22 protein-coding genes are annotated in these 21,501 nt (G+C 69.9%); 10 read left to right on the forward strand and 12 right to left on the reverse strand.

Features of this window, described 5'->3' with window-relative positions:
- The first annotated feature begins 110 nt into the window (after window positions 1–110).
- The 3 genes from J2Y70_RS15130 to J2Y70_RS15140 all read left to right on the forward strand — a co-directional run bounded on the left by J2Y70_RS15130 (window position 111) and on the right by J2Y70_RS15140 (window position 3,168).
- Complete coding sequence (locus tag J2Y70_RS15130) at window positions 111–713, forward strand: TIGR00645 family protein (protein WP_309919201.1); 603 nt, start codon at window positions 111–113, stop codon at window positions 711–713.
- A 164-nt stretch (window positions 714–877) separates the two neighbouring features.
- A complete protein-coding gene (locus J2Y70_RS15135; RefSeq protein ID WP_309919204.1) occupies window positions 878–1,906 on the forward strand; it encodes an energy transducer TonB in 1,029 nt (342 codons plus the stop codon).
- 161 nt (window positions 1,907–2,067) lie between these two features.
- On the forward strand, window positions 2,068–3,168 hold the full coding sequence (locus J2Y70_RS15140) for an alpha/beta hydrolase (RefSeq protein ID WP_309919207.1): 1,101 nt from the start codon (window positions 2,068–2,070) through the stop codon (window positions 3,166–3,168).
- Between the two features lie 134 nt (window positions 3,169–3,302).
- Here J2Y70_RS15140 and J2Y70_RS15145 read toward each other — a convergent pair whose 3' ends face one another.
- From J2Y70_RS15145 to J2Y70_RS15170, 6 genes are all read right to left on the reverse strand, one after another.
- The gene (locus tag J2Y70_RS15145; protein WP_309919210.1) at window positions 3,303–4,484 is read right to left on the reverse strand and encodes an ABC transporter permease; all 1,182 of its coding nucleotides are present in this window, start codon (window positions 4,482–4,484) and stop codon (window positions 3,303–3,305) included.
- Window positions 4,481–5,227, reverse strand: a complete 747-nt coding sequence (locus J2Y70_RS15150; protein WP_263396145.1) for an ATP-binding cassette domain-containing protein — start codon at window positions 5,225–5,227, stop codon at window positions 4,481–4,483. Before J2Y70_RS15150 ends, J2Y70_RS15145 begins: the two co-directional genes overlap by 4 nt.
- 31 nt (window positions 5,228–5,258) lie before the next feature.
- Window positions 5,259–6,776 carry an alpha/beta hydrolase gene (locus J2Y70_RS15155; protein WP_309919217.1) on the reverse strand — a complete coding sequence of 506 codons (1,518 nt, stop codon included), beginning with the start codon at window positions 6,774–6,776 and terminating at the stop codon, window positions 5,259–5,261.
- Window positions 6,777–6,858: 82 nt separating this feature from the next.
- Entirely contained in the window at window positions 6,859–7,059 is a 201-nt protein-coding gene (locus J2Y70_RS15160; protein ID WP_263396147.1) for a helix-turn-helix transcriptional regulator, read from the reverse strand.
- Window positions 7,056–7,637: a hypothetical protein gene (locus J2Y70_RS15165; RefSeq protein ID WP_309919222.1), complete on the reverse strand. Its 582-nt coding sequence runs from the start codon at window positions 7,635–7,637 to the stop codon at window positions 7,056–7,058. The genes J2Y70_RS15160 and J2Y70_RS15165 overlap by 4 nt, the downstream gene beginning before the upstream one ends.
- Before the next feature lie 482 nt (window positions 7,638–8,119).
- Window positions 8,120–8,704 carry a TetR/AcrR family transcriptional regulator gene (locus tag J2Y70_RS15170; protein WP_309919225.1) on the reverse strand — a complete coding sequence of 195 codons (585 nt, stop codon included), beginning with the start codon at window positions 8,702–8,704 and terminating at the stop codon, window positions 8,120–8,122.
- 111 nt (window positions 8,705–8,815) lie between these two features.
- Here J2Y70_RS15170 and J2Y70_RS15175 point away from each other — a divergent pair, with 111 nt between their 5' ends.
- Window positions 8,816–9,571: an SDR family NAD(P)-dependent oxidoreductase gene (locus J2Y70_RS15175; RefSeq protein ID WP_309919228.1), complete on the forward strand. Its 756-nt coding sequence runs from the start codon at window positions 8,816–8,818 to the stop codon at window positions 9,569–9,571.
- Window positions 9,572–9,727: 156 nt separating this feature from the next.
- Here the strand turns inward: J2Y70_RS15175 and J2Y70_RS15180 are convergent, their stop codons facing one another.
- Complete coding sequence (locus J2Y70_RS15180; RefSeq protein WP_309919231.1) at window positions 9,728–10,483, reverse strand: SDR family oxidoreductase; 756 nt, start codon at window positions 10,481–10,483, stop codon at window positions 9,728–9,730.
- 238 nt (window positions 10,484–10,721) lie between these two features.
- On the opposite strand from J2Y70_RS15180, the gene J2Y70_RS15185 reads away from it, so the two are divergent.
- Window positions 10,722–11,615, forward strand: coding sequence for an AraC family transcriptional regulator (locus J2Y70_RS15185; protein WP_309919234.1), 894 nt, complete (start codon window positions 10,722–10,724; stop codon window positions 11,613–11,615).
- Window positions 11,616–11,726: 111 nt separating this feature from the next.
- On the opposite strand, the gene J2Y70_RS15190 is transcribed toward J2Y70_RS15185, so the two are convergent.
- Window positions 11,727–12,437, reverse strand: a complete 711-nt coding sequence (locus J2Y70_RS15190; RefSeq protein WP_263398555.1) for an FAD-binding oxidoreductase — start codon at window positions 12,435–12,437, stop codon at window positions 11,727–11,729.
- A gap of 168 nt (window positions 12,438–12,605) precedes the next feature.
- On the opposite strand from J2Y70_RS15190, the gene J2Y70_RS15195 reads away from it, so the two are divergent.
- From J2Y70_RS15195 to J2Y70_RS15215, 5 genes are all read left to right on the forward strand, one after another.
- Window positions 12,606–13,604: an ABC transporter ATP-binding protein gene (locus J2Y70_RS15195; protein WP_309919237.1), complete on the forward strand. Its 999-nt coding sequence runs from the start codon at window positions 12,606–12,608 to the stop codon at window positions 13,602–13,604.
- 21 nt (window positions 13,605–13,625) lie between these two features.
- Window positions 13,626–14,441 (forward strand): ABC transporter permease, encoded by an 816-nt coding sequence (locus J2Y70_RS15200; RefSeq protein ID WP_309919240.1) that lies wholly within the window; start codon window positions 13,626–13,628, stop codon window positions 14,439–14,441.
- 2 nt (window positions 14,442–14,443) lie between these two features.
- Window positions 14,444–14,881, forward strand: coding sequence for a hypothetical protein (locus J2Y70_RS15205; protein WP_309919243.1), 438 nt, complete (start codon window positions 14,444–14,446; stop codon window positions 14,879–14,881).
- A gap of 46 nt (window positions 14,882–14,927) precedes the next feature.
- Window positions 14,928–15,863, forward strand: coding sequence for a 2-dehydropantoate 2-reductase (gene panE, locus J2Y70_RS15210; RefSeq protein WP_309919246.1), 936 nt, complete (start codon window positions 14,928–14,930; stop codon window positions 15,861–15,863).
- Window positions 15,864–16,086: 223 nt separating this feature from the next.
- Window positions 16,087–16,599 carry a hypothetical protein gene (locus tag J2Y70_RS15215; RefSeq protein ID WP_263396156.1) on the forward strand — a complete coding sequence of 171 codons (513 nt, stop codon included), beginning with the start codon at window positions 16,087–16,089 and terminating at the stop codon, window positions 16,597–16,599.
- A gap of 8 nt (window positions 16,600–16,607) precedes the next feature.
- On the opposite strand, the gene J2Y70_RS15220 is transcribed toward J2Y70_RS15215, so the two are convergent.
- The 4 genes from J2Y70_RS15220 to J2Y70_RS15235 form a co-directional block, all read right to left on the reverse strand.
- A complete protein-coding gene (locus J2Y70_RS15220; protein WP_309919251.1) occupies window positions 16,608–16,976 on the reverse strand; it encodes a hypothetical protein in 369 nt (122 codons plus the stop codon).
- A complete protein-coding gene (locus J2Y70_RS15225) occupies window positions 16,973–17,770 on the reverse strand; it encodes a TatD family hydrolase (RefSeq protein ID WP_309919253.1) in 798 nt (265 codons plus the stop codon). The genes J2Y70_RS15220 and J2Y70_RS15225 overlap by 4 nt, the downstream gene beginning before the upstream one ends.
- Before the next feature lie 251 nt (window positions 17,771–18,021).
- On the reverse strand, window positions 18,022–20,232 hold the full coding sequence (locus tag J2Y70_RS15230) for a hypothetical protein (protein WP_309919257.1): 2,211 nt from the start codon (window positions 20,230–20,232) through the stop codon (window positions 18,022–18,024).
- Window positions 20,229–21,452: a hypothetical protein gene (locus J2Y70_RS15235; protein ID WP_309919260.1), complete on the reverse strand. Its 1,224-nt coding sequence runs from the start codon at window positions 21,450–21,452 to the stop codon at window positions 20,229–20,231. The genes J2Y70_RS15230 and J2Y70_RS15235 overlap by 4 nt, the downstream gene beginning before the upstream one ends.
- Window positions 21,453–21,501 lie beyond the last annotated feature (49 nt).

Raw genomic sequence — 21,501 nt, forward strand, 5'->3', positions numbered from 1 at the left:
CGGCGGTCCGGGAACGGGGGCGCCCAGTGTAGCCGCGCCCTGCGCTTGGCAGCATCCCGGCGGGCCGGTACCCTGCGCCCTTCCTGCAACGCAGCATCCGGTATCACGCCATGAGCCCGCCTCGCCGTCTCAATCCGCTGTCCAGCCTAATCTTCGCCTCGCGCTGGCTGCAGCTGCCGCTGTACCTGGGCCTGATCGTCGCCCAGGGCGTGTACGTGTTCCTGTTCGGCAAGGAGCTGTGGCACCTGATCCACGAGGCGCCGAGCCTGGGCGAGCAGCAGATCATGCTGATCGTGCTCGGCCTGATCGACGTGGTGATGATCTCCAACCTGCTGGTGATGGTGATCGTCGGCGGCTACGAGACCTTCGTCTCGCGACTGGGCCTGGAGGGCCATCCGGACCAGCCGGAGTGGCTGAGCCACGTCAACGCCAGTGTGCTGAAGGTGAAGCTGGCACTGTCGATCATCGGCATTTCCTCGATCCACCTGCTCAAGACCTTCATCGCGGTCGGCGCGCTCGACGGCATGCCGATGTGCTCGCCGGAGCAGCTGGCCAGCGCCGCCACCGCCACCGTGGGCCTGAAGACCTGCGCCACGCTGACCGCGACCGGCGTGCTGTGGCAGACCATCATCCACGGCATCTTCATCCTGTCGGCGATCGGCATCGCCTGGACCGACCGGCTGATGTCGGCGCCGGCGAAACCGGCGCACTGACGCACGCCGGTCCGGCCGCCGGCACGGGGCCGTCAAGCACGCGGCGGACGTGGATGCTAGATTGGAGGATGGGTGCACTGGCAGGGACGGGGGGAGCCGGTCCGGCCGCGCGGGAAGCACCATCGCTGCGTATTCATTGCCATCACCGGGGACTAGGGGGAAGCATGTTGCATGTAACGACATTCGCAAAGGCGCGCCGCGTGGCGCCGGTCCTGCTGCTTGCCGCACTGGCGGCGGCCTGTTCCAAGCAGGAAGAGACCACCCCGACCGCCGCGCCGGCGGCCGCACCCGCCGCGGTGGCGCCGGCCGCACCCGCCGCGGTGGCGCCGGCCGCGCCGCCGGTCTCGGCCAAGGTGCAGTCGATGGGCACCGAGCAGCTGCACGAGTCGGCCAGCCAGGCGCTGCGCGAGAACCGCATGTACGCGCCGGCCGGCAACAATGCCGTCGAGTACTACCTGGCGCTGCGCGACAAGCAGCCGGACGACGCCGGGGTGAAGAGCGCGCTGACCGACCTGATGCCGTACACGCTGATCGCCGCCGAGCAGAGCATCAACCGCGAGGACTTCCCGGAAGCGCAGCGGCTGGTCGCGCTGATCGAGAAGATGGACAGCCAGGCGCCGGCATTGCCGCGGCTGAAGCAGGGCGTGAGCAACGGCGTGCAGTCGGTGGCGCAGCGCACCCAGGAAGAGACCGACAAGGTCAAGAAGGACGCCGAGCAGAAGGCCAAGCTCCTGGCCGAGCAGCAGAAGCAGGCGCAGCAGCAGGCCAGCGAGGCGCAGGCCGCGCAGCAGATCGCCGCGCAACAGGAAGCCGCGCGCCGCGAGACGGCGCGCCAGGAGGCCGAGCGCCAGGCCGCTGCGGCGCGCAGTGCGCCGACGCCGGCGCCCGCCGCGGCCGCGCAACCTGCCGCGACGCCACCGGCCGCCGCGGCCAGCACGCAATCGTTGCGCGCGATCAGCACGCCGGCGCCGCGCTACCCGCCGGAAGCCTTGCGCTCGGGCACCGCCGGCGAAGTGCTGGTGGAGATCACCGTGGGCACCGACGGCTCGGTCACCAACGCGCGCGTGCTGCGCGCCACTCCGCCGCGGGTGTTCGACCGCGAAGCGTTGAACGCGACCAAGCGCTGGCGCTTCGAACCGGTCAGCGCGCCGGTCACCACGCGGCGGACGCTGGCGTTCAATCCGGGCGGCTGACGGACACGCATGCGGCACCAGGAAAGCCCGGCGCGATCCGGGCTTTTTTGTGGGCGCGGACACGGCTGCCGCGGGCGACGTCGGTCAGTAGGCCGAGTGGCCTATGACAGGCGCGCGGCCGCCTTCTAGGATCGGCCTTCCATCGCCAATCGGAGATCGCCATGCGCCTGCGCGCCCTGTTGCCGTTGTGCCTGCTTGTCGCCGCCGCCGCCCAGGCGGGCACGCCGCCGCCGCAGGACCGCTATGCGCCGGCGCGCGAGATCGTCGCCGACATCGGCAGGATCGTGACCCCGGACGGCGTGCAGGAAACCTTCGAAGTCGAGCTCGGCGGCACCCGCCAGGTGGTCAACGTGCGCGGCGCCGATCGGGCCAACCCGCTGCTGCTGTTCATCCATGGCGGCCCGGGCGCGGTCGAGATGCCGGTGGCATGGTCGTTCCAGCGGCCGTGGGAGGATTTCTTCACCGTCGTGCAGTGGGACCAGCGCGGCGCCGGGCGCTCCTATCCGCTGAACGATCCCAAGACGCTGGCGCCGACCCTGACCCCGGCGCGCTACCGCGACGATGCGATCGCGCTGATCGAACAGCTGCGCCGGCGCTACGGCAAGGCGAAGGTGTTCGTGCTCGGCCACAGCTGGGGCTCGATCGTCGGGCTGGAGGTGGCGGCGCAGCGCCCGGACCTGCTGTACGCCTACATCGGCATGGGCCAGGTGATCGACTTCCGCGCCAACGAACGCGCCGGCTACGACTGGGTGCTGGAGCAGGCGCGCCGCGACGGCAACGCCGCCGCGGTGGCCGAACTGGAAGCGCTGCATCCCTACCCCGGCGACGGCGCGTTCGACATCGACAAGATGAGCACGCAACGCAAGTGGTCGATCCACTACGGCGGCCTGGCGGCCGGACGCCGGGATGCGGATTTCTATTTCCGCGCCCCGCGCCTGTCGCCCGAATACACCCCGGCCGACATCCAGGCGTGGGACCAGGGCAGCGCGTTCACCATCGCCACGCTGTTCCCGCAGTTGTCCGACGTCAGCTTCGCCTCGCTGCACACGCTGCAGGTGCCGGTGATCATGCTGCTCGGGCGGCAGGACTACACCACCCCGTCGTCGTTGACCGCGCGCTGGTTGCAGCAGGTGCAGGCACCGCGCAAGCGTGCGGTCTGGCTCGAGCACTCGGCGCACCTGCCGATGGTGGAAGAGCCCGGCCGCGTGCTGCAGGCCCTGCTCACCGAGGCGCTGCCGCTGGCCGAATCGGCACCGCGCTAGCCGGCCTGCACGGCATGCGCTGCGGCGTTCGATGGCAGCTTGTGCAGCGCCGCGCGGGTTCGGACCAGCATGCGCCCCGGCCAGCCGATCGGCATTGCGCTCCCGCACGCCGCGGGCGCGGACACGCGGCGATCTCAGCCCGAGATCGCCAGGCGTTCCTGCCGGTAGCGGCGCACCGCGGCCAGCCACAACACCGCGGCCAGGCCGAAGCCTGCGGCCAGGTACACCGCCCAGATCTGCAGGTCGATCGGTTCGCGACGGATGATCTTCAGCAGCATCTGGTTCTGCGCCAGGAACGGCACCGCGAACTGCCACAGCGCGGTCTTCAGCGGATACACCATCAACGCGTAGCCGGGCAGCATCGGCAGCAGCATCAGCCAGGTCATGTGGCTCTGCGCCTCCTTCATGCTCTTGGCCGCCGCCGCCAGCACGGTCAGCAGCGAGGTGCCGATGAACAGCATCGGCAGCAGCACGAACAGCATCTGCAGCATCGCCACGAAGCTGACGTTGAGCTGGCGGCCGATGCCGCTGGCGAACTGCGCGCTGAGCTTGAACGCGAGCAGGGTCAGCAGCAGCGAGGCCAGTCCGACCACGCAGGCGGCGGCGATCTTGCCGCTGACGATGGCCCCGCGCGACGCCGGCGTGGCCAGCAGCGGCTCCAGCGATTGCCGCTCGCGTTCGCCGGCGGTGGCGTCGAGGATCAGGTAGGCGCCGCCGATGAACGAGGTGATGGTCAGCAGCACCGGCAGCAGGATCGACAGCAGCGCACCACGCTTGGCCTCGGCCGTGGCCAGGTCCTGGGTGGCGATGTCCAGCGGCCGCGAAACCTGCGCATCGACGCCGCGTGCCAACAGCCGCAACGCGCCGACCTGCTGGCTGTACACGCTCAGCGCCGCCTGCACCCGCGCGGTCGGGATGTCGGCATCGCGGCGGGTGCTGTCCTTGATGATCTCCACCAGCGCCGGGCGCCCTTCGCGCCAGGCGCTGGCGTAGTCCTCGTCGATCTTCAGGGCCAGATCCACGTCCTGGCTGCGGATCGCCGCGGTCAGGTCCTTGGGCGGGGCGACCGCGTTGAGCCCCTGCGCGGCGAGGAACGCGACCAGGTTCGGCGCGCGCTCGCGGCCGATCATCGGAATGTCCAGCGGCTTGTCGATCTGGGTCCTGACCCGGCTCTCGGCCAGCGCGCCCATGCCCAGGATCAGCGCCGGGTACAGCAGCGGGCCGAGCAGCAAGGCCAGCGCCAGGGTGCGGCGGTCGCGCCCGAGGTCGCGCAATTCCTTGCGCATCACGGTGAAAACGGTTCGAAACAGGCTCATGCGTGCAGTCCCTCGTCGCTGCCGATCGCCTTGACGAAGGCGTCTTCCAGATTGTCTTCGCCGGTCAGGGCGCGCAGTTCGTCGGCGGTGCCGGCCGCCACCACCGTGCCCTTGGCGACGATGACGATGCGATCGCACAGCGCCGCCACCTCCTGCATGATGTGGCTGGAGAAGATCACGCAGCGCCCTTCGGCGCGCAGCCCGCGCAGGAAGCCGCGCATCGCGCGGGTGGTCATCACGTCCAGGCCGTTGGTCGGCTCGTCGAGGATCACGTTGCGCGGGTCGTGGACCAGCGCGCGCGCGATCGCGGTCTTGGTGCGCTGGCCCTGGCTGAAGCCCTCGGTCTGGCGATCGAGAATGTCGTCCATGTCCAGCGCCGTGGCCAGCACCCGGGTGCGTTCGGCGATGCGCGCCGCCGACAGCCCGTGCAGTTCGCCGAAGTAGGCGATGTTCTCGCGCGCGGTCAGCCGCTTGTACACGCCGCGCGCGTCGGGCAGCACGCCCAGCGCGCGGCGCACCGCCAACGGATCGGCGCCGACGTCGATGCCGTCCACCCGCACCTGGCCCTGGTCGGGCGTCATCAGCGTGTACAGCATGCGCAAGGTGGTGGTCTTGCCGGCGCCGTTGGGGCCGAGCAGGCCAGTGATCTGGCCGTCGGCCGCTTCGAAGCTGACCCCTTGCACCGCCTGCACGGTGCCGGTCTTGGTCTTGAACGCCTTGTGCAGATTGTCGGCGACGATCATGCGCGGTCCTCCCTGCGAAACGCTGCGCGGCTCATGGTTCCCATCCGTTGAATGAAGTGAAGGCCGGCACGCCGCTCATCGCGTCCAGGCAGGTGGCATCGAGTTGCTTAGCGTCGGCGTTCTCGAAGAACTGGCCGAGCAGCTTGGGCATGCAGCCCAGGGTCATGGTGCCGTGGCCCTGCCCGCGCACCACCAGGTGGCGGCCGTTGGGCAGCCCCTGCAGCACGCGCGCGGCGTAGCGCGGCGGGGTCACCGGATCCAGTTCCCCGGAGGTCAGCAGCACCGGCAAGCTGGACTTGAACGGCGCGGTGAAATCGGCCGGACGCGTGCCGGTCGGCCACACCGGGCAGGCGGCGAAGAACATCTGCGCCACCTCCGGGCCGAGCAGGGTATCGCCGCCGGCGGCAGGCGCGCGGTAGCGGTCGGCGTCCTCGGCGCAGATCACCGACCATTGCATACCGCGATTCATCTGCCCGTCCATCTGCTTGCCCATCATCTGCGCCAGCGACATCAGCGGCGCGTAGCGTTCGTGCGCGGCCTCGTCCAGCACCAGCGGCAGCAGCGAGGCGGTCTGCGGCGCATACGAGAACGAGAACGCGAGGCTGGTGACGGTGTCGGCGGTGACCCGGTCGTGCTTGCTCTCGCCGCTGGCCGGGTCGCGATAGTCCACCTCCACCGGCGCCTGCCGCAGCCGTTCCACCACCGTGCGCAACTGCGCGCGGGTATCGGCGGGAAAGCGCTTGGCGCAGGCCGGAGTGGCCTTGCACTGCTCGGACTGCAGCTTGATCGCGTCCTCGAAGGTGGTGGCGAACTCGCCGCCGACCACCAGATCGTTCGGCGCCACGCCGTCGATCACCACGCTGCGGGTGTGCGCCGCGTAGCGCGCCGCATACTGCTGGGCCACGCGGGTGCCGTAGGAGCCGCCGATCAGGTTGAGCTTGTCCGCGCCGAGCGCGGCGCGCACCGCATCCAGGTCGGCGATGGCCTGGGTGGTGGTGTAGTAGCGCGGATCGGCGCGGCCCTGCAGCGACTGCGCGCAACGCCTGGCGTAATCGGCCAGCTCCGCCGCGGTGGGCACACTGGTCGGGTCGGCCAGCTGCATTTCCTTGCCGTCCGCGCCCAGGCAGGTCAGCGGATTGGATTGGCCGGTGCCGCGCTGGTCGATCAGGAACACGTCGCGGCGCTTGCGGGTATCGCGCAAGGCCAGGTCGACGATGCTGGCCACGTCGGTCGCCGCCTGGCCCGGGCCGCCGGCGAGGAAGAACACCGGGTCCGGCTCGCTGCTGCCCTGGCCGCCGACCGGCAGCCAGGCAATGTTGAGTTCGATCTTGCGCCCGCCGGGCGCCGCCGGATTCTCCGGCACCGGCATGCGCGTGCATTGCGCTTCGACATTGTTGGCCGCGACCGGACTGGTCAGCGTGCAGGGATGGAAGCGCAACGTGCCGTAGCTGCGCCCCGCATTCTGTGGCGCCGGTCCTTGTCCGGCCTGGCAGGCGGCGAGCAGCAAGGTCGTCGCAACGACGGCAAGCGCTCTGCATGGGTGTGGCATGGTTCGCATCCTTGAGTTCATGGGGTGCAGGATGCCATGCCGGAGCATGGCGTCGTAGGTGACCGATGGCAGGGCGTAAGGACTACTCGGGATCGTCGAACAGGAACACCTGCTCGATGCTGTGCGCGAACAACCGCGCGATACGGAACGCCAGCGGCAGGCTCGGATCGTACTTGCCGGTTTCCAGCGCGTTGATGGTCTGCCGCGACACGCCCAGCCGCTCGCCCAGTTCGCCTTGCGACCATCCCTGGGCTTCGCGCAACTCGCGGATGCGGCTGTTCATTGGTAGCGGCGCGCATTCACGCCTTTGGCGATGCCGTAGGTCGCGCACAGCAGCGGGAACACCCACATCATCGCCACCGTTGCCGGCACCGCGATCGTGCCCGCCGCCTGCAGGAATCCGGCGGTCATGTAGCCGCCACTGACCAGCGCGGCGGCGATGGCAATGGACTCCAGCTCGATGCGCCGCTGCATCTCGTCGGAGTCGCGCACGAAGCGCGCCACCGCACGGATCACCAGCGCCACCAGCAGCGCCGGCAGCAGCGCGATCAACACCCGCGCCCAGTCGGCCTCCACGCTGCTGAGCAGGCGCCTCCAGCACAGCATCACCGCGACGTAGATCAGCATCGGCGGACCCAGTTCACGGTAGTAGCGGCGCGCCAGCGCCGGCACCGCGCTGTCGCGCATGCTGCCCGACGACCACCACAGCATCAGCGCCAGGAAGATGCCGCCGATGCACAGACCGAGCCACAGCCCGCGAAAGTAATCGTCGCCGCGCAACAGCCGCAGCGACGACGTGGCCGCGAGCATCACCACGCTCACGCACAGCACGATGATCGCGCTGCGCTTGCAGCGGTTCATGCCCGTACCCCGACCGCAGCGCCGGCCACCCCCAGCCGATAGTGATCGAATGCCGCCACGACGTTCCGCATGCACCCTCCTGTCAAGCACGCTTTACAGGAGGATGCGCGCGTCCGCAGCGGCTGTCAAGCGTCCTTTACAGGCGAAGGCGCGGGAATATTCGCAGGTGCACGCCAGGTCTACGCAAGAGGATGGCGCGCGCTCATGGGTGGCCAGTGGAGACGCGGCCTGGTCCCCACACCGACCTCCGACTTGGGGCGATCTTGCTGGTCACGCCGCGTGCGCCGGTAGACGACGGTGGTGGGGCGGCGGCTCATGCGGCGCCCAAGCGCAACGAACGAGATACCGCGTGCGCACCTGCCTCATGCGGCACACCGGCTCACTGCTCGACAAGCCGAAGAAATTCGGGCAGCCCAAGCAAGGCAGCTGAAGAACAGCGGAGACGTCATAGCGCGCGCTGTGCGCGCGCTGCGCTGAAGCCGCTATGCCTTGCCGGCCGACGCCCGCCTTGGCGCGCCTGCGCACAGTCCCTCCATGACCGTATCCATGAGCCAGGTCAGACGTGGCTGCCAGTCCTCGGCAGGGTCGATCTGCCAGATACCCGCGATCGCCAGGAAAAACTTGTCCGCGGTGATTCCTGGCCGGATCGTTCCAGCCTCCTCGTTCGCATCGAGCAGCATCTGAGCGGCAGCGATCACGGGAGCATAGCCCTCGTTGCCCGCGCACTCCCTCGTGTTCGCAACGGCGCGCAATGCGCCAGCCAGGCCGGCTTTGGTGATCGCGTACTCGGCCAGGCGCTTCATCCACTCGCGTAGCGCCCGCTCTGGGGGCAGCGTCTTCAGCAAGTGCTCGGCGAACTCGGTGACCTGCAGCATTTCATGGCGATAGACCTCAATCACCAGCGCCTCCCGCGTGGGGAAGTGGCGGTAGAAGGTCCCCTGCCCGACGCCCGCCTTCTTGGCGATCGTGCTGAGGGGAACATCGGCCGAACCGACCAATTCCGCGAGCGCGACCGACAGGATGCGCTCCCGATTCTGCATTGCATCAGACCGCTTTGGCTTTTCCACACCTGTTTCCCTTCACGATTTCGTTGACAAACGGACAACTGTCCGCCAATGTTGTCTGGAAACGGATCGTTGTCCGTTTGATTCTACCCCTTCCGCAACCAGGACACATCCGTGAAGAACACAGGCAATACGATTCTCATCACCGGCTCCACCTCTGGGATCGGGCTCGGGCTGGCACTGCGGCTGCAGCAGGCCGGCAACACCGTCATCGTCTCGGGGCGCAAGAAGGCGCTGCTGGACCAGATCACCGCCGAGCATCCGGGCATCGAGGCGATCGAACTCGACGTTGCGGACGCGGCGTCCGTCGTGGCAGCGAGCCGCCTGGCGGCCGAACGCTATCCCGGCCTCAATGTCGTCATCAACAATGCCGGCATCATGCCGAGCGAGAACGTCTTCAAGCCGGAGTCCCTGGAGGCCGCCGAAGAGGCGATCGCCATCAACCTTCTCGGCACCATCCGCATGACCTATGCGTTCTTGCCGCAACTTGCCAGCAACAACGACAGCGTCATCATCAACGTCAGCTCCGCACTGGCGTTCGTTCCGTTCCCGGCAGCCATGACCTACAGCGCCACCAAAGCCGCCGTGCATTCGTTTACCGAGAGCCTGCGTGTTCAATTGGCCGGCACCAAGGTGCAGGTCGTCGAGCTGGCGCCTCCCGGCGTGCGCACCAAGCTGTTCGGCCAGGGCAACGACGAGCACGCCATGCCCCTGGACGAATTCCTCGATGAGGCCCTGGCGCTTCTGCATGCAGAACCCACGCCCAAGGAGATCATCGTGGAGCGCGCGAAGTTTCTTCGGCAGGCCGAGGCGAACGGCAGCTACGACGAGGTTCTGGGAATGCTTTCCTCCATAAGCGTTCCGGACTAGGCAGCGCGTCCGGATCGTCGGCACGGTGGCGCCGCCGTGCCGAGCTGCGCGCCGCGCGACGAACCATCCCTGGCGTACCAGCGGTTCGTTCGCCCGCCACCAGCTGCGCCACTGCCCGACGTGACTAGTTGCTGCCGTCTAGGTCGACTCCGCAGGTCAGATGGCCTGCCCGCCGGAGACCTCGATCCGTTGCGCATTGACCCAGCGGTTGTCCGGGCCCAGCAGGCTGGCGACCATGGGGCCGATATCGTCGGGCACGCCCACGCGCCCCAGGGCGGTCATGGCGGCGAACTGCTTGTTCAGATCGGGCAGGTCGCGCACGGCGCCGCCCAGGAAGTCGGTTTCGATCGCGCCCGGGGCCACGGTGTTCACCGCGATGCCGCGGCCACCGAGTTCCTTGGCCATGTAGACCGACAGGATCTCGACGGCGCCCTTGGCGGCGGCATAGGCGGAGAAGCCCGGCATCGATACACGGGTCAGGCCGGAGGAGAAGTTCACGATGCGGCCGCCATCGGCGATCAACGGCAGCAGCGCCTGGGTCAGGAAGTACACGCCCTTGACGTGGGTCGCGAACAGCGCGTCGAACTGGGCTTCGGTCGTCTCTGCGAGCATGGCCATCTCGCCATGACCGGCATTGTTGAGCAGGTGGTCGAAGCCGGTGCGGGACCAGGTGCCGGACAGGGCGCTGCGCACGGCGTCGGCGAAGGCGCCGAAGGACGCCACGTCGCTCACGTCCAGCGGCAAGGCGACCGCCTTGCGGCCCATCGCTTCGATCTCGGCGACGACGGCCTTGGCCTGGTCGGCGCCATTGCGGTAGGTGAGCAGGACATCGCCGCCACGGCGGGCGACGCTGAGGGCGGTATTGCGGCCGAGGCCGCGGTTGGCACCGGTGATGAGCGAGATCGAGGGCATGGGAGTCTCCAGCGGGATGGATGTTGCGGGGTGGAGAAACGATCGCCCCAGACGCGTTCGCGCGGTTTCCCGATCCTGCCCTTTTTTTGCCTATTAATCCCGATCTTGGCCCGGCGCATTCCGCGCCGCTCGTTCTTTATCTGATTTTTTATGAAACAACCCTGCCTATTCTTCCGGATTTCTTGCCCAATCATCCAACACGACTGTGGTCACTGTGGCCAAGCGCTAGGATCTGCGCATGCCTGCGAACCTTTTGGAAACCGCGCGTCGCTACGCCGATGCGCACGTCGACGCGGCCGGGGTCGCGCGCACGCCCCTGCCTGGGCTTGCGATCCTGCGCGAGACCCGGCCGACGCCATTGCAGTACGCCATCTGCAGGCCGCTGGTGGCGCTGGTGCTGCAGGGCAGGAAGCAGGTCGCGATGGGCAGCAGCAGCTACGACTTCGGTGCCGGCGAATCCCTGCTGATCACCGCGGAAGTGCCCACGGTCAGCCAGATCACCCGTGCCTCGCTCGCCGCGCCCTACTACGCCTGCGTGGTGGAGCTGGATCCGGCCACGATCGCCTCGCTGGTGGCCGAGATGGGCACGGCCCCCTTCGCGATGGGCGCGCCGGTGCGCGTCGACCCGACCGAGACGGAAGTCGCCGATACCGCGGACCGGCTCATCCGCCTGCTGGACCGCCCCATGTCGGTTCCCGTGCTGGGCCCGCAGCTGCTGCGCGAGCTGCACTACTGGCTGCTGTCAGGCCGGCACGGCGGCGCGATGCGCGCGCTGGGCGTCACCGACAGCCATGCCCGGCGGGTGGGCCGCGCGGTGGCCAGGATCCGCTCGGACTTCGCCAGGCCGTTGCGCGTCGAGCAGCTGGCGGACGCGGCGGGGATGAGCCTTTCGACGTTCCATGTGCACTTCCGCGCGATCACCTCGCTGACCCCGCTGCAGTTCCAGAAACAGCTGCGCCTGATCGAGGCCAGGCGCCTGCTGTTGGCGGAAGGCGCGACGATCGGCCGGGCGGCCTCGGCGGTGGGATACGAAAGCGTTCCCCAGTTCACCCGCGAATACGGCCGCATGTTCGGCATGCCGCCGGGCAAGGACCTGAAGGAGACCCGGCAGCGCCTGACCTCGGCCGCGTAGCCGGGGTAGGCCCCGTGCCGGGCGAGCGGTGCAGCGCCCGGGGCGATGCCGGGCGTGGGCTGAAGCGAGCAGCCGAGCGCCGGCGCATGGCCGGCGACGCCGCGTTCGGCGCTACTTGCTGCTGACGTACTTCTCGCGGCGGATGTGCTGTACCGGCAGGCCGGCCTCCTTCAGCGCATCGAAGCAGGCGTCGACCATGTTCGGGTTGCCGCACAGGTAGGCGACGTCGCCGTCGGCCTGCGGCGCGAACTCGCCCAGGAACTGCTGCACGTAGCCATGGCGCACGTCCGCATGCGGCGCCTCCGGCAGCTCGCGCGAGAAGCACGGCACGAAGCGGAACCCCGGATGCGCGTCGGCGAAGGCGCGGAACTCGTCGCCGTACAGCAGCTCGGCCGGCGTGCGCGCGCCCAGCAGCAGCACCACTTCCACGCCGCGCTCGGCCATCGCCGCTTCCAGCAACGGCAGCATCGACCGGTATGGGGTGACGCCGGTGCCGGTGGCGATCAGCAGGTAGCGGCGGTTGCTGTCGCCGTGGTTCAGACAGAAGCGGCCGTACGGGCCGCTGGCGCAGACCTGCCCGCCGATCTCCAGGCCTTCGAACAGCGCCGTGGCCGCGCCGCCGGCGACGAAGCTGACCGCGATCTCGACCGTCGCGTCGGCCGGCTGCGCCGGGTCGTGGCGGGTGGCCAGCGAGTAGCTGCGCTTGGTCGCGGTGCCGTCGGCGTAGTGGAAATGCACCTGCACGAACTGGCCGGGCACGAACGGCAGCGGCTGGCCGTCGTCGCGGACGAAGCGGTAGTGGCCCACGGCCGGGGCCAGCATGTAGCGGTCGACCAGTTTCAGCGGGAATTGGACAGGCACGAAGATGCAACAGTCTATGGCCGGGGCCGGGCCCACGAGGTCTCCTATAATAGCGGCTGCATTTCTCCAGCGCCGTCGACAGGGCGCGAAAGGTCCGCCTTGAATCCCGCCTCCCCGCTCCCTTCCCCCATGCCGGTGCCCGCGCTGCGCGTGCGCGAACTGCGCAAGACCTACGACAACGGCGTGCAGGCGCTGCACGGCGTGTCGCTGGACGTGCTGCCCGGCGACTTCTTCGCCCTGCTCGGGCCCAACGGCGCCGGCAAGTCCACCCTGATCGGCATCATCAGCTCGCTGGTGAACCTCAGCGCCGGCCAGGTCGAGGTGTTCGGCACCGACCTGAGCACCCAGCGCAGCGCGGCGATGCGGCTGCTCGGCCTGGTCCCGCAGGAGATCAACTTCAACCTGTTCGAGAAGCCGTTCGACATCCTGGTCAACTACGCCGGCTTCTACGGCATGCCGCGCGCCCAGGCCGAGCGCCAGGCCGAAGTGGAGCTCAAGCGTGCGCACCTGTGGGAGAAGGCGCAGGTGATGAGCCGCACCCTGTCCGGCGGCATGAAGCGGCGGCTGATGATCGCCCGCGCGATGATGACCCAGCCGCGCCTGCTGATCCTGGACGAGCCCACCGCCGGCGTGGACATCGAGATCCGCCGCGACATGTGGCGCGTGCTGCGCGAGATCAACGCCGCCGGCACCACCATCATCCTCACCACGCACTACCTGGAGGAAGCGGAGAGCCTGTGCCGCAACCTGGCGATCATCGACCGCGGCCGCATCGTCGAGCAGGGCCCGATGCGCGAGCTGCTGGCCAAGCTCGACGTGGAAGGCTTCCTGCTGGACATCGACGGCGCATTGCCGGCGCAGCTGCCGGCGATCGAGGGCACCATCCTGCTGGCGCAGGACGCGCACACGCTGGACCTGGACATGCCGCGGGCGATGGACCTCAACCGCGTGTTCGCCGCGCTCGGCGCCGCCGGTATCCGCGTGCGTTCGATGCGCACCAAGAGCAATCGCCTGGAGGAACTGTTCGTGCGCCTCACCGGCGACAACCGGGACGGCCAGCCTGCGGCGGCCGCACGCCCTGCGAGCCCGGCGGATGCAGATTCGCCGAAGCAGCCCCCCGCCGCCTGACCCCTCTTTCGCTGGACGACGATGAACACCACAAGCACTCCGCAACCGCTCCTCCCCGAGGCCACGCCGACCCAGCGCAACTGGGTCGCGCTGGGCACCGTCGTGCGCCGCGAGGTCAAGCGCATCCTGCGCATCTGGGGCCAGACCCTGGTGCCGCCGGCGATCACCATGACCCTGTACTTCCTGATCTTCGGCGGGCTGATCGGCTCGCGCGTGGGCGACATGGGCGGCTACAGCTACATGCAGTTCATCGTCCCCGGCCTGGTGATGATGAGCGTGATCCAGAACAGCTACGGCAACATCAGTTCCAGCTTCTTCGGCGCCAAGTTCGGCCGCCACGTCGAGGAACTGCTGGTCAGCCCGATGCCGAACTGGGTGATCCTGTGGGGCTACGTCGCCGGCGCGGTGCTGCGCGGGCTGATGGTCGGCGTGCTGGTGCTGATCATCGCCATGTTCTTCACCCCGGTGCGCATCCCGCACCCGCTGGTGACGCTGACCACGGTCCTGCTGGGCGCCACGATCTTCTCGCTGGCCGGCTTCATCAACGCCGTGTACGCGAAGAAGTTCGACGACGTCGCCATCGTGCCGACCTTCATCCTGACCCCGCTGACCTACCTGGGCGGCGTGTTCTATTCGGTGAAGCTGCTGCCCGGCTGGGCCGAGGCCGCCACCCACGCCAACCCGATCTTCTACATGGTCAACGCCTTCCGCTACGGCCTGCTCGGCAGCAGCGATGTGCCGGTGTGGGTGGCGTACGCGCTGATGCTCGGCTTCGTCGCGGTGCTCAGCGCGCTGGCGCTGTGGCTGCTGAAGCGCGGGGTGGGATTGCGCAGTTGAGCATGCGCCGCGCCCTCGTGCTGCTGTGGCTGCTGTACAGCGCGACCGCGATGGTGGCGCCCGCCGATGCCAGCGAGGAACCGGCGCTGCCAGCGGTCACTGCGCTGTACCAGCAGGGCCAGGCGGACGGCGCGCAACTCGCACAGTCGCTGTATTGCGAACTGCCACAGGACGGAATCGTGCGCCTCGTCGATGCCCTGCAACGCGCCGCGCGCGAGCGCGCGCTGGCGGCCGGCGTGGACTTCGACGCGGCCCGGCACGAGGCCGCGATGCAGACAGGCTTCGACGATTTCCGCCAGCTGATGGCCAACCTCGACGCGCGGGGCGACGCGCAGGACCTGGCACAACGCCAGGCGCACTACCTCGCGCAATGCGCCGAAGTGCGCGTGGAGATCGAGGCGTTGATCGGTCCGTCGCCCAAGCAGGCAGCCAAGGATTGACGCCCGCCCTGACGGGCGATTCCCCTCCAGCAGAAGGCATTTCCAGATGCGCATCCTGATCCTCGGCGCCGGTGCGACCGGCGGTTACTTCGGCGGACGCCTGGCCCAGGCCGGCGTCGATGTAAGTTTCCTGGTGCGCCCGGCGCGCGCCGAGCGCCTGCGGCGCGACGGACTGCGCATCCGCAGCCCGCGTGGCGACGCAGACATCGCGGTGGCCACCCTGACCGCCGACACGCTGCCCGCCGCGCAGCCGTTCGACCTGGTGGTGCTCAGCTGCAAGGCCTACGACCTGGACAGCGCGCTGGACGCGGTGGCGCCGGCGATGGGCGCGGCCACCACGCTGCTGCCGATCCTCAACGGGCTGCGCCATTACCCGGTGCTGGACGCGCGCTTCGGTGGCGAACGCGTGCTCGGCGGGTTGTGCTTCATCAGCGCCACGCTGGACGCGGACGGCGTGGTCCAGCACCTGGGCAAGCCGGCCTCGCTGACCTTCGGCGAACGCGACGGACGCGGCGCAGACAGCGCGCGGGTGCGCGCGCTCGCCGCTGCCTGCGCGGCGGCCGGCATCGACCATGTCGCCGCGCCGCGGATCGCGCAGGAGCAATGGATCAAGTACACCTTCCTGACTGCGCTGGCCGCCGGCACCTGCCTGATGCGCGCGCCGGTCGGCAGGATCGTCGCCGGCGACGACGGCCAGGCGCTGATGCGCGGGCTGTACGCCGAATGCCTGGCGGTGGCGGCCGCGGCGGGCGAGCCGATTCCCGACACGGCCCAGGCCAACGCGCTGCAGTTGCTGACCCAACCCGGCTCGCCGACGAAGGCCTCGATGCTGCGCGACCTGGAAGCCGGGCAGCAGGTGGAAGCGCAGCACATCGTCGGCGACATGCTGGCGCGCGCTCGCGCCGCCGGCCATGCGGCGCCGTGGCTGACGGCCGCATACTGCCATCTGCAGGCCTACCAGGCCGGGCTGGCGGAGCGCTGATGCGCCTCGGGTGACCGCTCCCTTATGGGAGCGACTTCAGTCGCGATGAACGAAGCGACGAACCTCCCGCCACCAGACCGCGTCGGCACCGATGGCTCCGGCCAGCCAGAACCTCCTGCACGGCGCTACCAGCGCGCCCAAGACGCCATCCCCGCCGCAACATCTTCGCGCGCCGCTGACGCCCGGCCCGCCTATGCTCGGCGACCTCACCACGGCCTAGCGCATGAAATTCATGGAAAAGATATTCCGCGGCGGCCACATCGTGATCATCCTGCTGTTCCTGCTGTGCGCCACCGGACTGGTGTCGATGGCGGTGCTGGAACTGTGGCACGGCCTCACCCCCGGCGGCGACCTGGTGGTGCGCGACCGCTTCAACGTGGTGCTGGAGGCGATCGGCCTACTGACCGTGGCGCTGGTGACGCTGGAACTGGGCCAGACCATCTTCGAGGAAGAGGTGCAGCGCGACGTCAAGGTCAGCGGACCCACGCGCGTGCGCCGCTATCTGTCGCGGTTCTTCGTGGTCATCGTCATCGCCCTGGCGATCGAGACGCTGGTATCGATCTTCGAACTGATGCACGACGACCCGGCCAAGCTGCCCTATGCCACCGCGGTCGGCCTGTGCGCGGCGTTGCTGCTGATCGCCTGGGGCGTGTTCGTCAAGCTCAACCGCAGCGCCGAGGAGCTGGAGCCCGAAGCGATGGCCGAGGCCAAGCGCGAGGACAAGCAGGTCGAATAGGGATCGCGCTAGCGCGCCGCCGGATAGGGCTGCAATAGCCGCACCCGCGCCACAGGCAGCCAGATCAAGTAGTCGCGGCCATCGCGCGCGAGGTAGCGCACCTGCAGCCAGTCGTTCCAGCGCACGTACGCGGTCAGCGTGTCGCCCTGCACCACGAAGATGGCGCGCTCGCGGCAACGCAGGTCCGGACCGCGATGGAAGGCGCTGCGGCCCTTCGCCGCCACCTGCGCCTGCCACGGCGGCAGCAGCGGCGTACCGTGCAGTGCCGCCTGTGCCGACAGGTATTCGCACGACGGCGCCGCTTCGGCGGCCCGCGCCAGGCATGCCCACGCCAGCGCAAGCGCAAGCGTGGCCGCCAGGCGCCAGGCGGCGCTCACGCGACGTCGGGCAACCGGAAGAACCCGCGCGCCGCCGCGGTGCTGGCCGCGGCAGTCGTGGCCAGGTCCTCGCCGCGGTCGCGCGCCAGTTCCTCGACGATGTGGGCCAGGAACGCCGGCTCGTTGCGTCGGTCCTTGGGCAGCGGCTTGAGCGTGCGCGGCAGCAGATACGGCGCGTCGGTCTCGATCATCAGCCGCGAGGCCGGGATGTTGCCGACCAGCTCGCGCAGGTGCGCGCCGCGGCGCTCGTCGCACAGCCAGCCGGTGATGCCGATGTGCCAGTCGCGGTCCAGGTAGTCGAACAGCTCCTCGCGGGTGCCGGTGAAGCAGTGCACCACCGCCGGGCCGAGCTTGCCGTCGAACTGGCGCATCAGCGCCAGGAAGTCGGCGTGCGCGTCGCGCTGGTGCAGGAACAGCGGCTTGCCGGTCTCGGCGGCCAGCTGCAGCTGGCGTTCGAACGCGCGGTGCTGCGCCGGGCGCGGAGCGAGATCGCGGAAGTAGTCCAGGCCGCATTCGCCCACCGCCACCACCTGCGGATGCGCATGCAGCGCGCGCATCTCCGCATCGCATTCGGCGGTGTATTCCAGCGCATGGTGCGGGTGCACGCCGGCGGTGGCGTACAGGAAGCCGGGGTGCCGCTGCGCCAGCTGCAGCGCCAGCGGCGAGTGCTCGCGGCTGGCACCGGTGACCACCATCTGCGTCACGCCGGCATCGCGGGCGCGCTGCAGCACCGCGTCGCGGTCGCGATCGAAGGAATCGTGGGTGAGGTTGGCGCCGATATCGATCAACTGCATGGGGCGGGCGGCTGCAAGAATGAAGTGGCGCGGATTGTAGCGGTCCACGGCGCGGCCCAGGGACGCCGCCGCTGGCCGCGTGCGCCGCTAGGAGCGTGGGCGGCAGAAACGTTCGAGGCGAGAAGTTCGCTGTGCGAGACCGCTTTTGTGACGATTCGCCGGCCTGTAGCCGCGCTACAGGCCAAGAAGCGGCGCAAAAACGGACCGCACAGCGGGCTTCGCAGCCCGGACGGCTTCTGCCGCCCACGCTCCTAGGCCAGCGGCGGCATCTCCGCGCGTAGCGAGCGCAGTTCGCGCGCCAGCAGCGCGTCCACTTCGCCGGGCTGGAACTGCGCGGCGAACAGCGGCACCGCGAATCGGTAGTGCGCGCCATCCTCGGCGCGGCACAGCACATGGGCCAGCTGCAGGCGGGCCAGCGCGCGGCGCAGCAGTTCCGCGTCCATCGCGACGCCGGCCGCGTCGAAATCGGCCAGCATCCGCTCCAGTGCCGTCGCCGGTTGCGCCGCCGGCCCGGCATGGTGCGCCTGGGCCACGCGGTAGACCAGGATCCGGTCGATCCGGCACGCCACCGGGTCGGGGCTCAGCCGCGCCCAGCCGGCGAGCGCATCGGCCATCGCGTCCGAGTGCGTCGCCGCGTGCACGGCCTGCGCATCGATCAGGCGATGCGCGCGCGGCAGTCGCTCCAGCACCTGCTGGCAGGCGATGGCGACCAGGTTCGCGCGCTGCCCGCAGGCCGTGGCCAGCGCCGCGGGCAGGCCGCCGTCGCCATAGTGGATGCCCAGGCGCGCCAGCGGCTCGGTTGCCAGCGCCACGCAGGCTTCGCGCTCCAGGCCGGCCAGGTGGATGACCTCGCCGAAGTTGCGGATCGGCGAGGCGTGGTCCAGCACTGCGGCTTCGTACAGGTCCCAGAACCCGGCAAGCATGAAGTGGCAGCGGCCCTCCTCGCTCAGCGCGCGCAGCGCGGCGAGCTGCGTGTAGCCGCTCGTCGCCTCCTCGCGCAGGAACAGGTCGGTCTCGTCCACCAGCAGCAACAGGCGGCGCCCGCTGGCGCGCTGCGCCAGCGCATCGACCAGCGCGTCGATGCCGCTGTCGCCTGGCATCCGCAACTCGGCGGCCAAGCGCGCCGACAGGCGGTGATCGCGCAGCGACAGGTAGGTGCAGTGCACCCGCGGATGTCCGGCGAAGCGCCGCTCGATCGCCTTCATCAGGCTGGTCTTGCCCAACTGCCGGCCGCCGACCAGCAGGTAGTTGCCGGGCTCGCGATTGAGCACGCGCGCCAGCAGCGCTTCGCGGCCGAAGAACGCGGCCGGGCGGGTGATGCCGCCATGGGTCTGGTAGGGCGAGATGCGGGTCGCTTTCAGCTGCCGGGCCAGCAGTGCGACCAGCACCTCGGCGGCCTTGGGGCGCAGCAGCCATTCGCTCTGGCCGGCCTGATCCAGGTACGCGCACAGGTTGGCCGGATCGCTGGCGAAAGCCAGCAGGTGCGCGTCGGCCTGCGCGCCAGGGCTGATCACCAGCACCACGTCCTGGCCGCTGGGCATCGCGCGCAACTGCTCGACGATCGCCGCGCCTGGCAGGCCCGGATCGGGCTGGTATAGCCACAGGCGCTCCAGCGCGACGGGGAGCGTCTGCGGCAACGTCCACAGCCAGACCTGGCCGGGCAGCGTCCAGTCGGTCGCGCGGGTGGCCACGGCGTCCACGCGCGCCGCCAGCGCCGCCGCACGCATGTCCGCAGCGCCGTGCGCATAGGCCATCGCCTCGCGCCAGCGCACCTCTGGGATGCCGACGGCCAGCAGTACCCCGGCGCGCGCCCGGATCCAGCCAAGTTGCCGATGCAGCACCGGCAGTGCGCCGACCGGATGCCGGAACACGCGGCGCGGCACGCGCACGATGTCCAGCACCGCCGGGCGCACGCGCACCCACATCACCGCCAGCGCCAGCAGCAGTGCGATCGCCACGCCGAGCAACAGCGCCAGCCATTCGGCGATGCTCCATGGCGCCGAGCTGCGGCATTCCTGCGGTATCAGCGCCGATGAGGGGGCCGGAATCCCGGGGCGGCAGTGCCATGCCTGCGATGCAGGATCCAGCCGATAGACCAGCACCCGTCCGCGCAGGCCGGAGTGCGGCGGGAACAGTTCGGTGTAGCGGAAACGCAGTTCGAACTCGGCCGGCGCTTCCACCGTCACCACCGCCTGGGCCGCATCGTGCACGCCGGGCAAGGCCGGCGCCGCGGGCCACTGCCGATGGATCAGCCAATGCGACAGCGCCTCCTCGCGGATCAGCAGCATGTCGATGCGGCTGCGCTGCAGCAGCATCAGGGTCTGGCCATCGCGCTGCGCGCGCCACGCCGCCCAGGGATTGAGCCAGGGCGCGAACAGCAGGCTGGCCAGGAACCAGGTCGCCAGCGCGATCAGCAGCGGCCGCAGCCAGCGCCAGCGCGGGCGCGCAGCGGCGGTCCTCACGCGGCGGTGCCGTCGAGCTGCTCGACGATGGTCCGGGCCGCGCGGCGGATCGCCTCGCACCGCCATTCCAGCCAGTTGCCGTCGGCATGCCTGCGCGCCACCAGCAGGTTGCTCCAGTACAGATGGCGCAGCAGCGGATCGAGCAGGTATGGGCGTGCCGGTGCGAGCCGCGGCTGCTCCAGCCAGCCCTGCACGATGCCGCGCTGCGCCGGGTCGCGCAGCAGCGGAAGCAGTGCCTGCCACAGCGGCGGGTGACCGGCCAGGTGCTCGGTCGCCGCCTCGTCGCTGGGATCGTCCTGCGCCAGCAGCGCGATCGCGGCACTGGCCAGCAGCGGATGGCCGCCGGACAGGCGCAGCGCGCGTGCGGCCGCCTGCAGCGTCGGGGCGGAATCCGTGGCCATGCGCTGCAGGTCGGCCACGGTCAGTTCCGGCCAGGTCTCCGTGGCGGCGATGTTGAGCAGCGACAGGTCGCCGCCTTGGTACTTGAGGTCGGCCAGCGCCGCGCCGCCGCAGATCAGCAGGTGCAGCTGTCCGCTGTACATCTCGCTGAGGCTGCGCAGGATCCCGGCCAGCAGGTGGCGCTGCGCGGGTGCGCCCTGCTCGAAGCGGCTGACCAGGCAGAACAGCGGCGCCGGTGCCTGCAGCAGGCCCGCCAGACCGGTCTCGAAGTCGTAGTCCGATGCCACCCCGGCCATGCCGCATTGCCGGCCCAGCGCGGCGAAGTAGGCGTCGGCGTCCTCGCCGGCACTGAACGACGGCTGCAGGTGCAGGACCCGCTCGCGACCGTAGCGCGCGTCCGCCTGGGCCAGGATCGCGGCCCGCTCCGGCGGCTGCCCCCAGTGCGCCTGGGTGAGCAGCAGCAGGACCGGATACGGGCGCTGCTGCTGCAGCCGCTCGAACAACCCGGCGACCGTCTCGGCGACCGACGCCGGCCACGCCGGCGCCGCGCCGGCGGCCGCCGCGGCCTCCGCCTCGGCCGGGAATTCGGCTTCGAACCCGGCCGCGGCCAGCAAGCGGTTGGCTTCCGCTTCGGTCAAGCGCAGGTAGTTGGCGCAGGCCAGCACCTTGTCGCGGTGCTTGCGGTTGGGCAGCGAATAGCCGTGCCGCCAGTTGTTGACCGCCTCGCGGCTGATGCCGATCTCGCTGGCCACGCCGGCGGCGCTGGCCCGGATCCGGCGCATGTGGCGGGTCAGCAGGTCGGGGAACTCCGAGACGGGCATGCAGTGGATTCGAATCAGCAGGCGGCAGGCCACCCTACCGGCCGCATCG

It is taken from the genome of Xanthomonas sp. 1678 (genome assembly GCF_031455575.1).
Lineage (GTDB): Bacteria > Pseudomonadota > Gammaproteobacteria > Xanthomonadales > Xanthomonadaceae > Xanthomonas_A.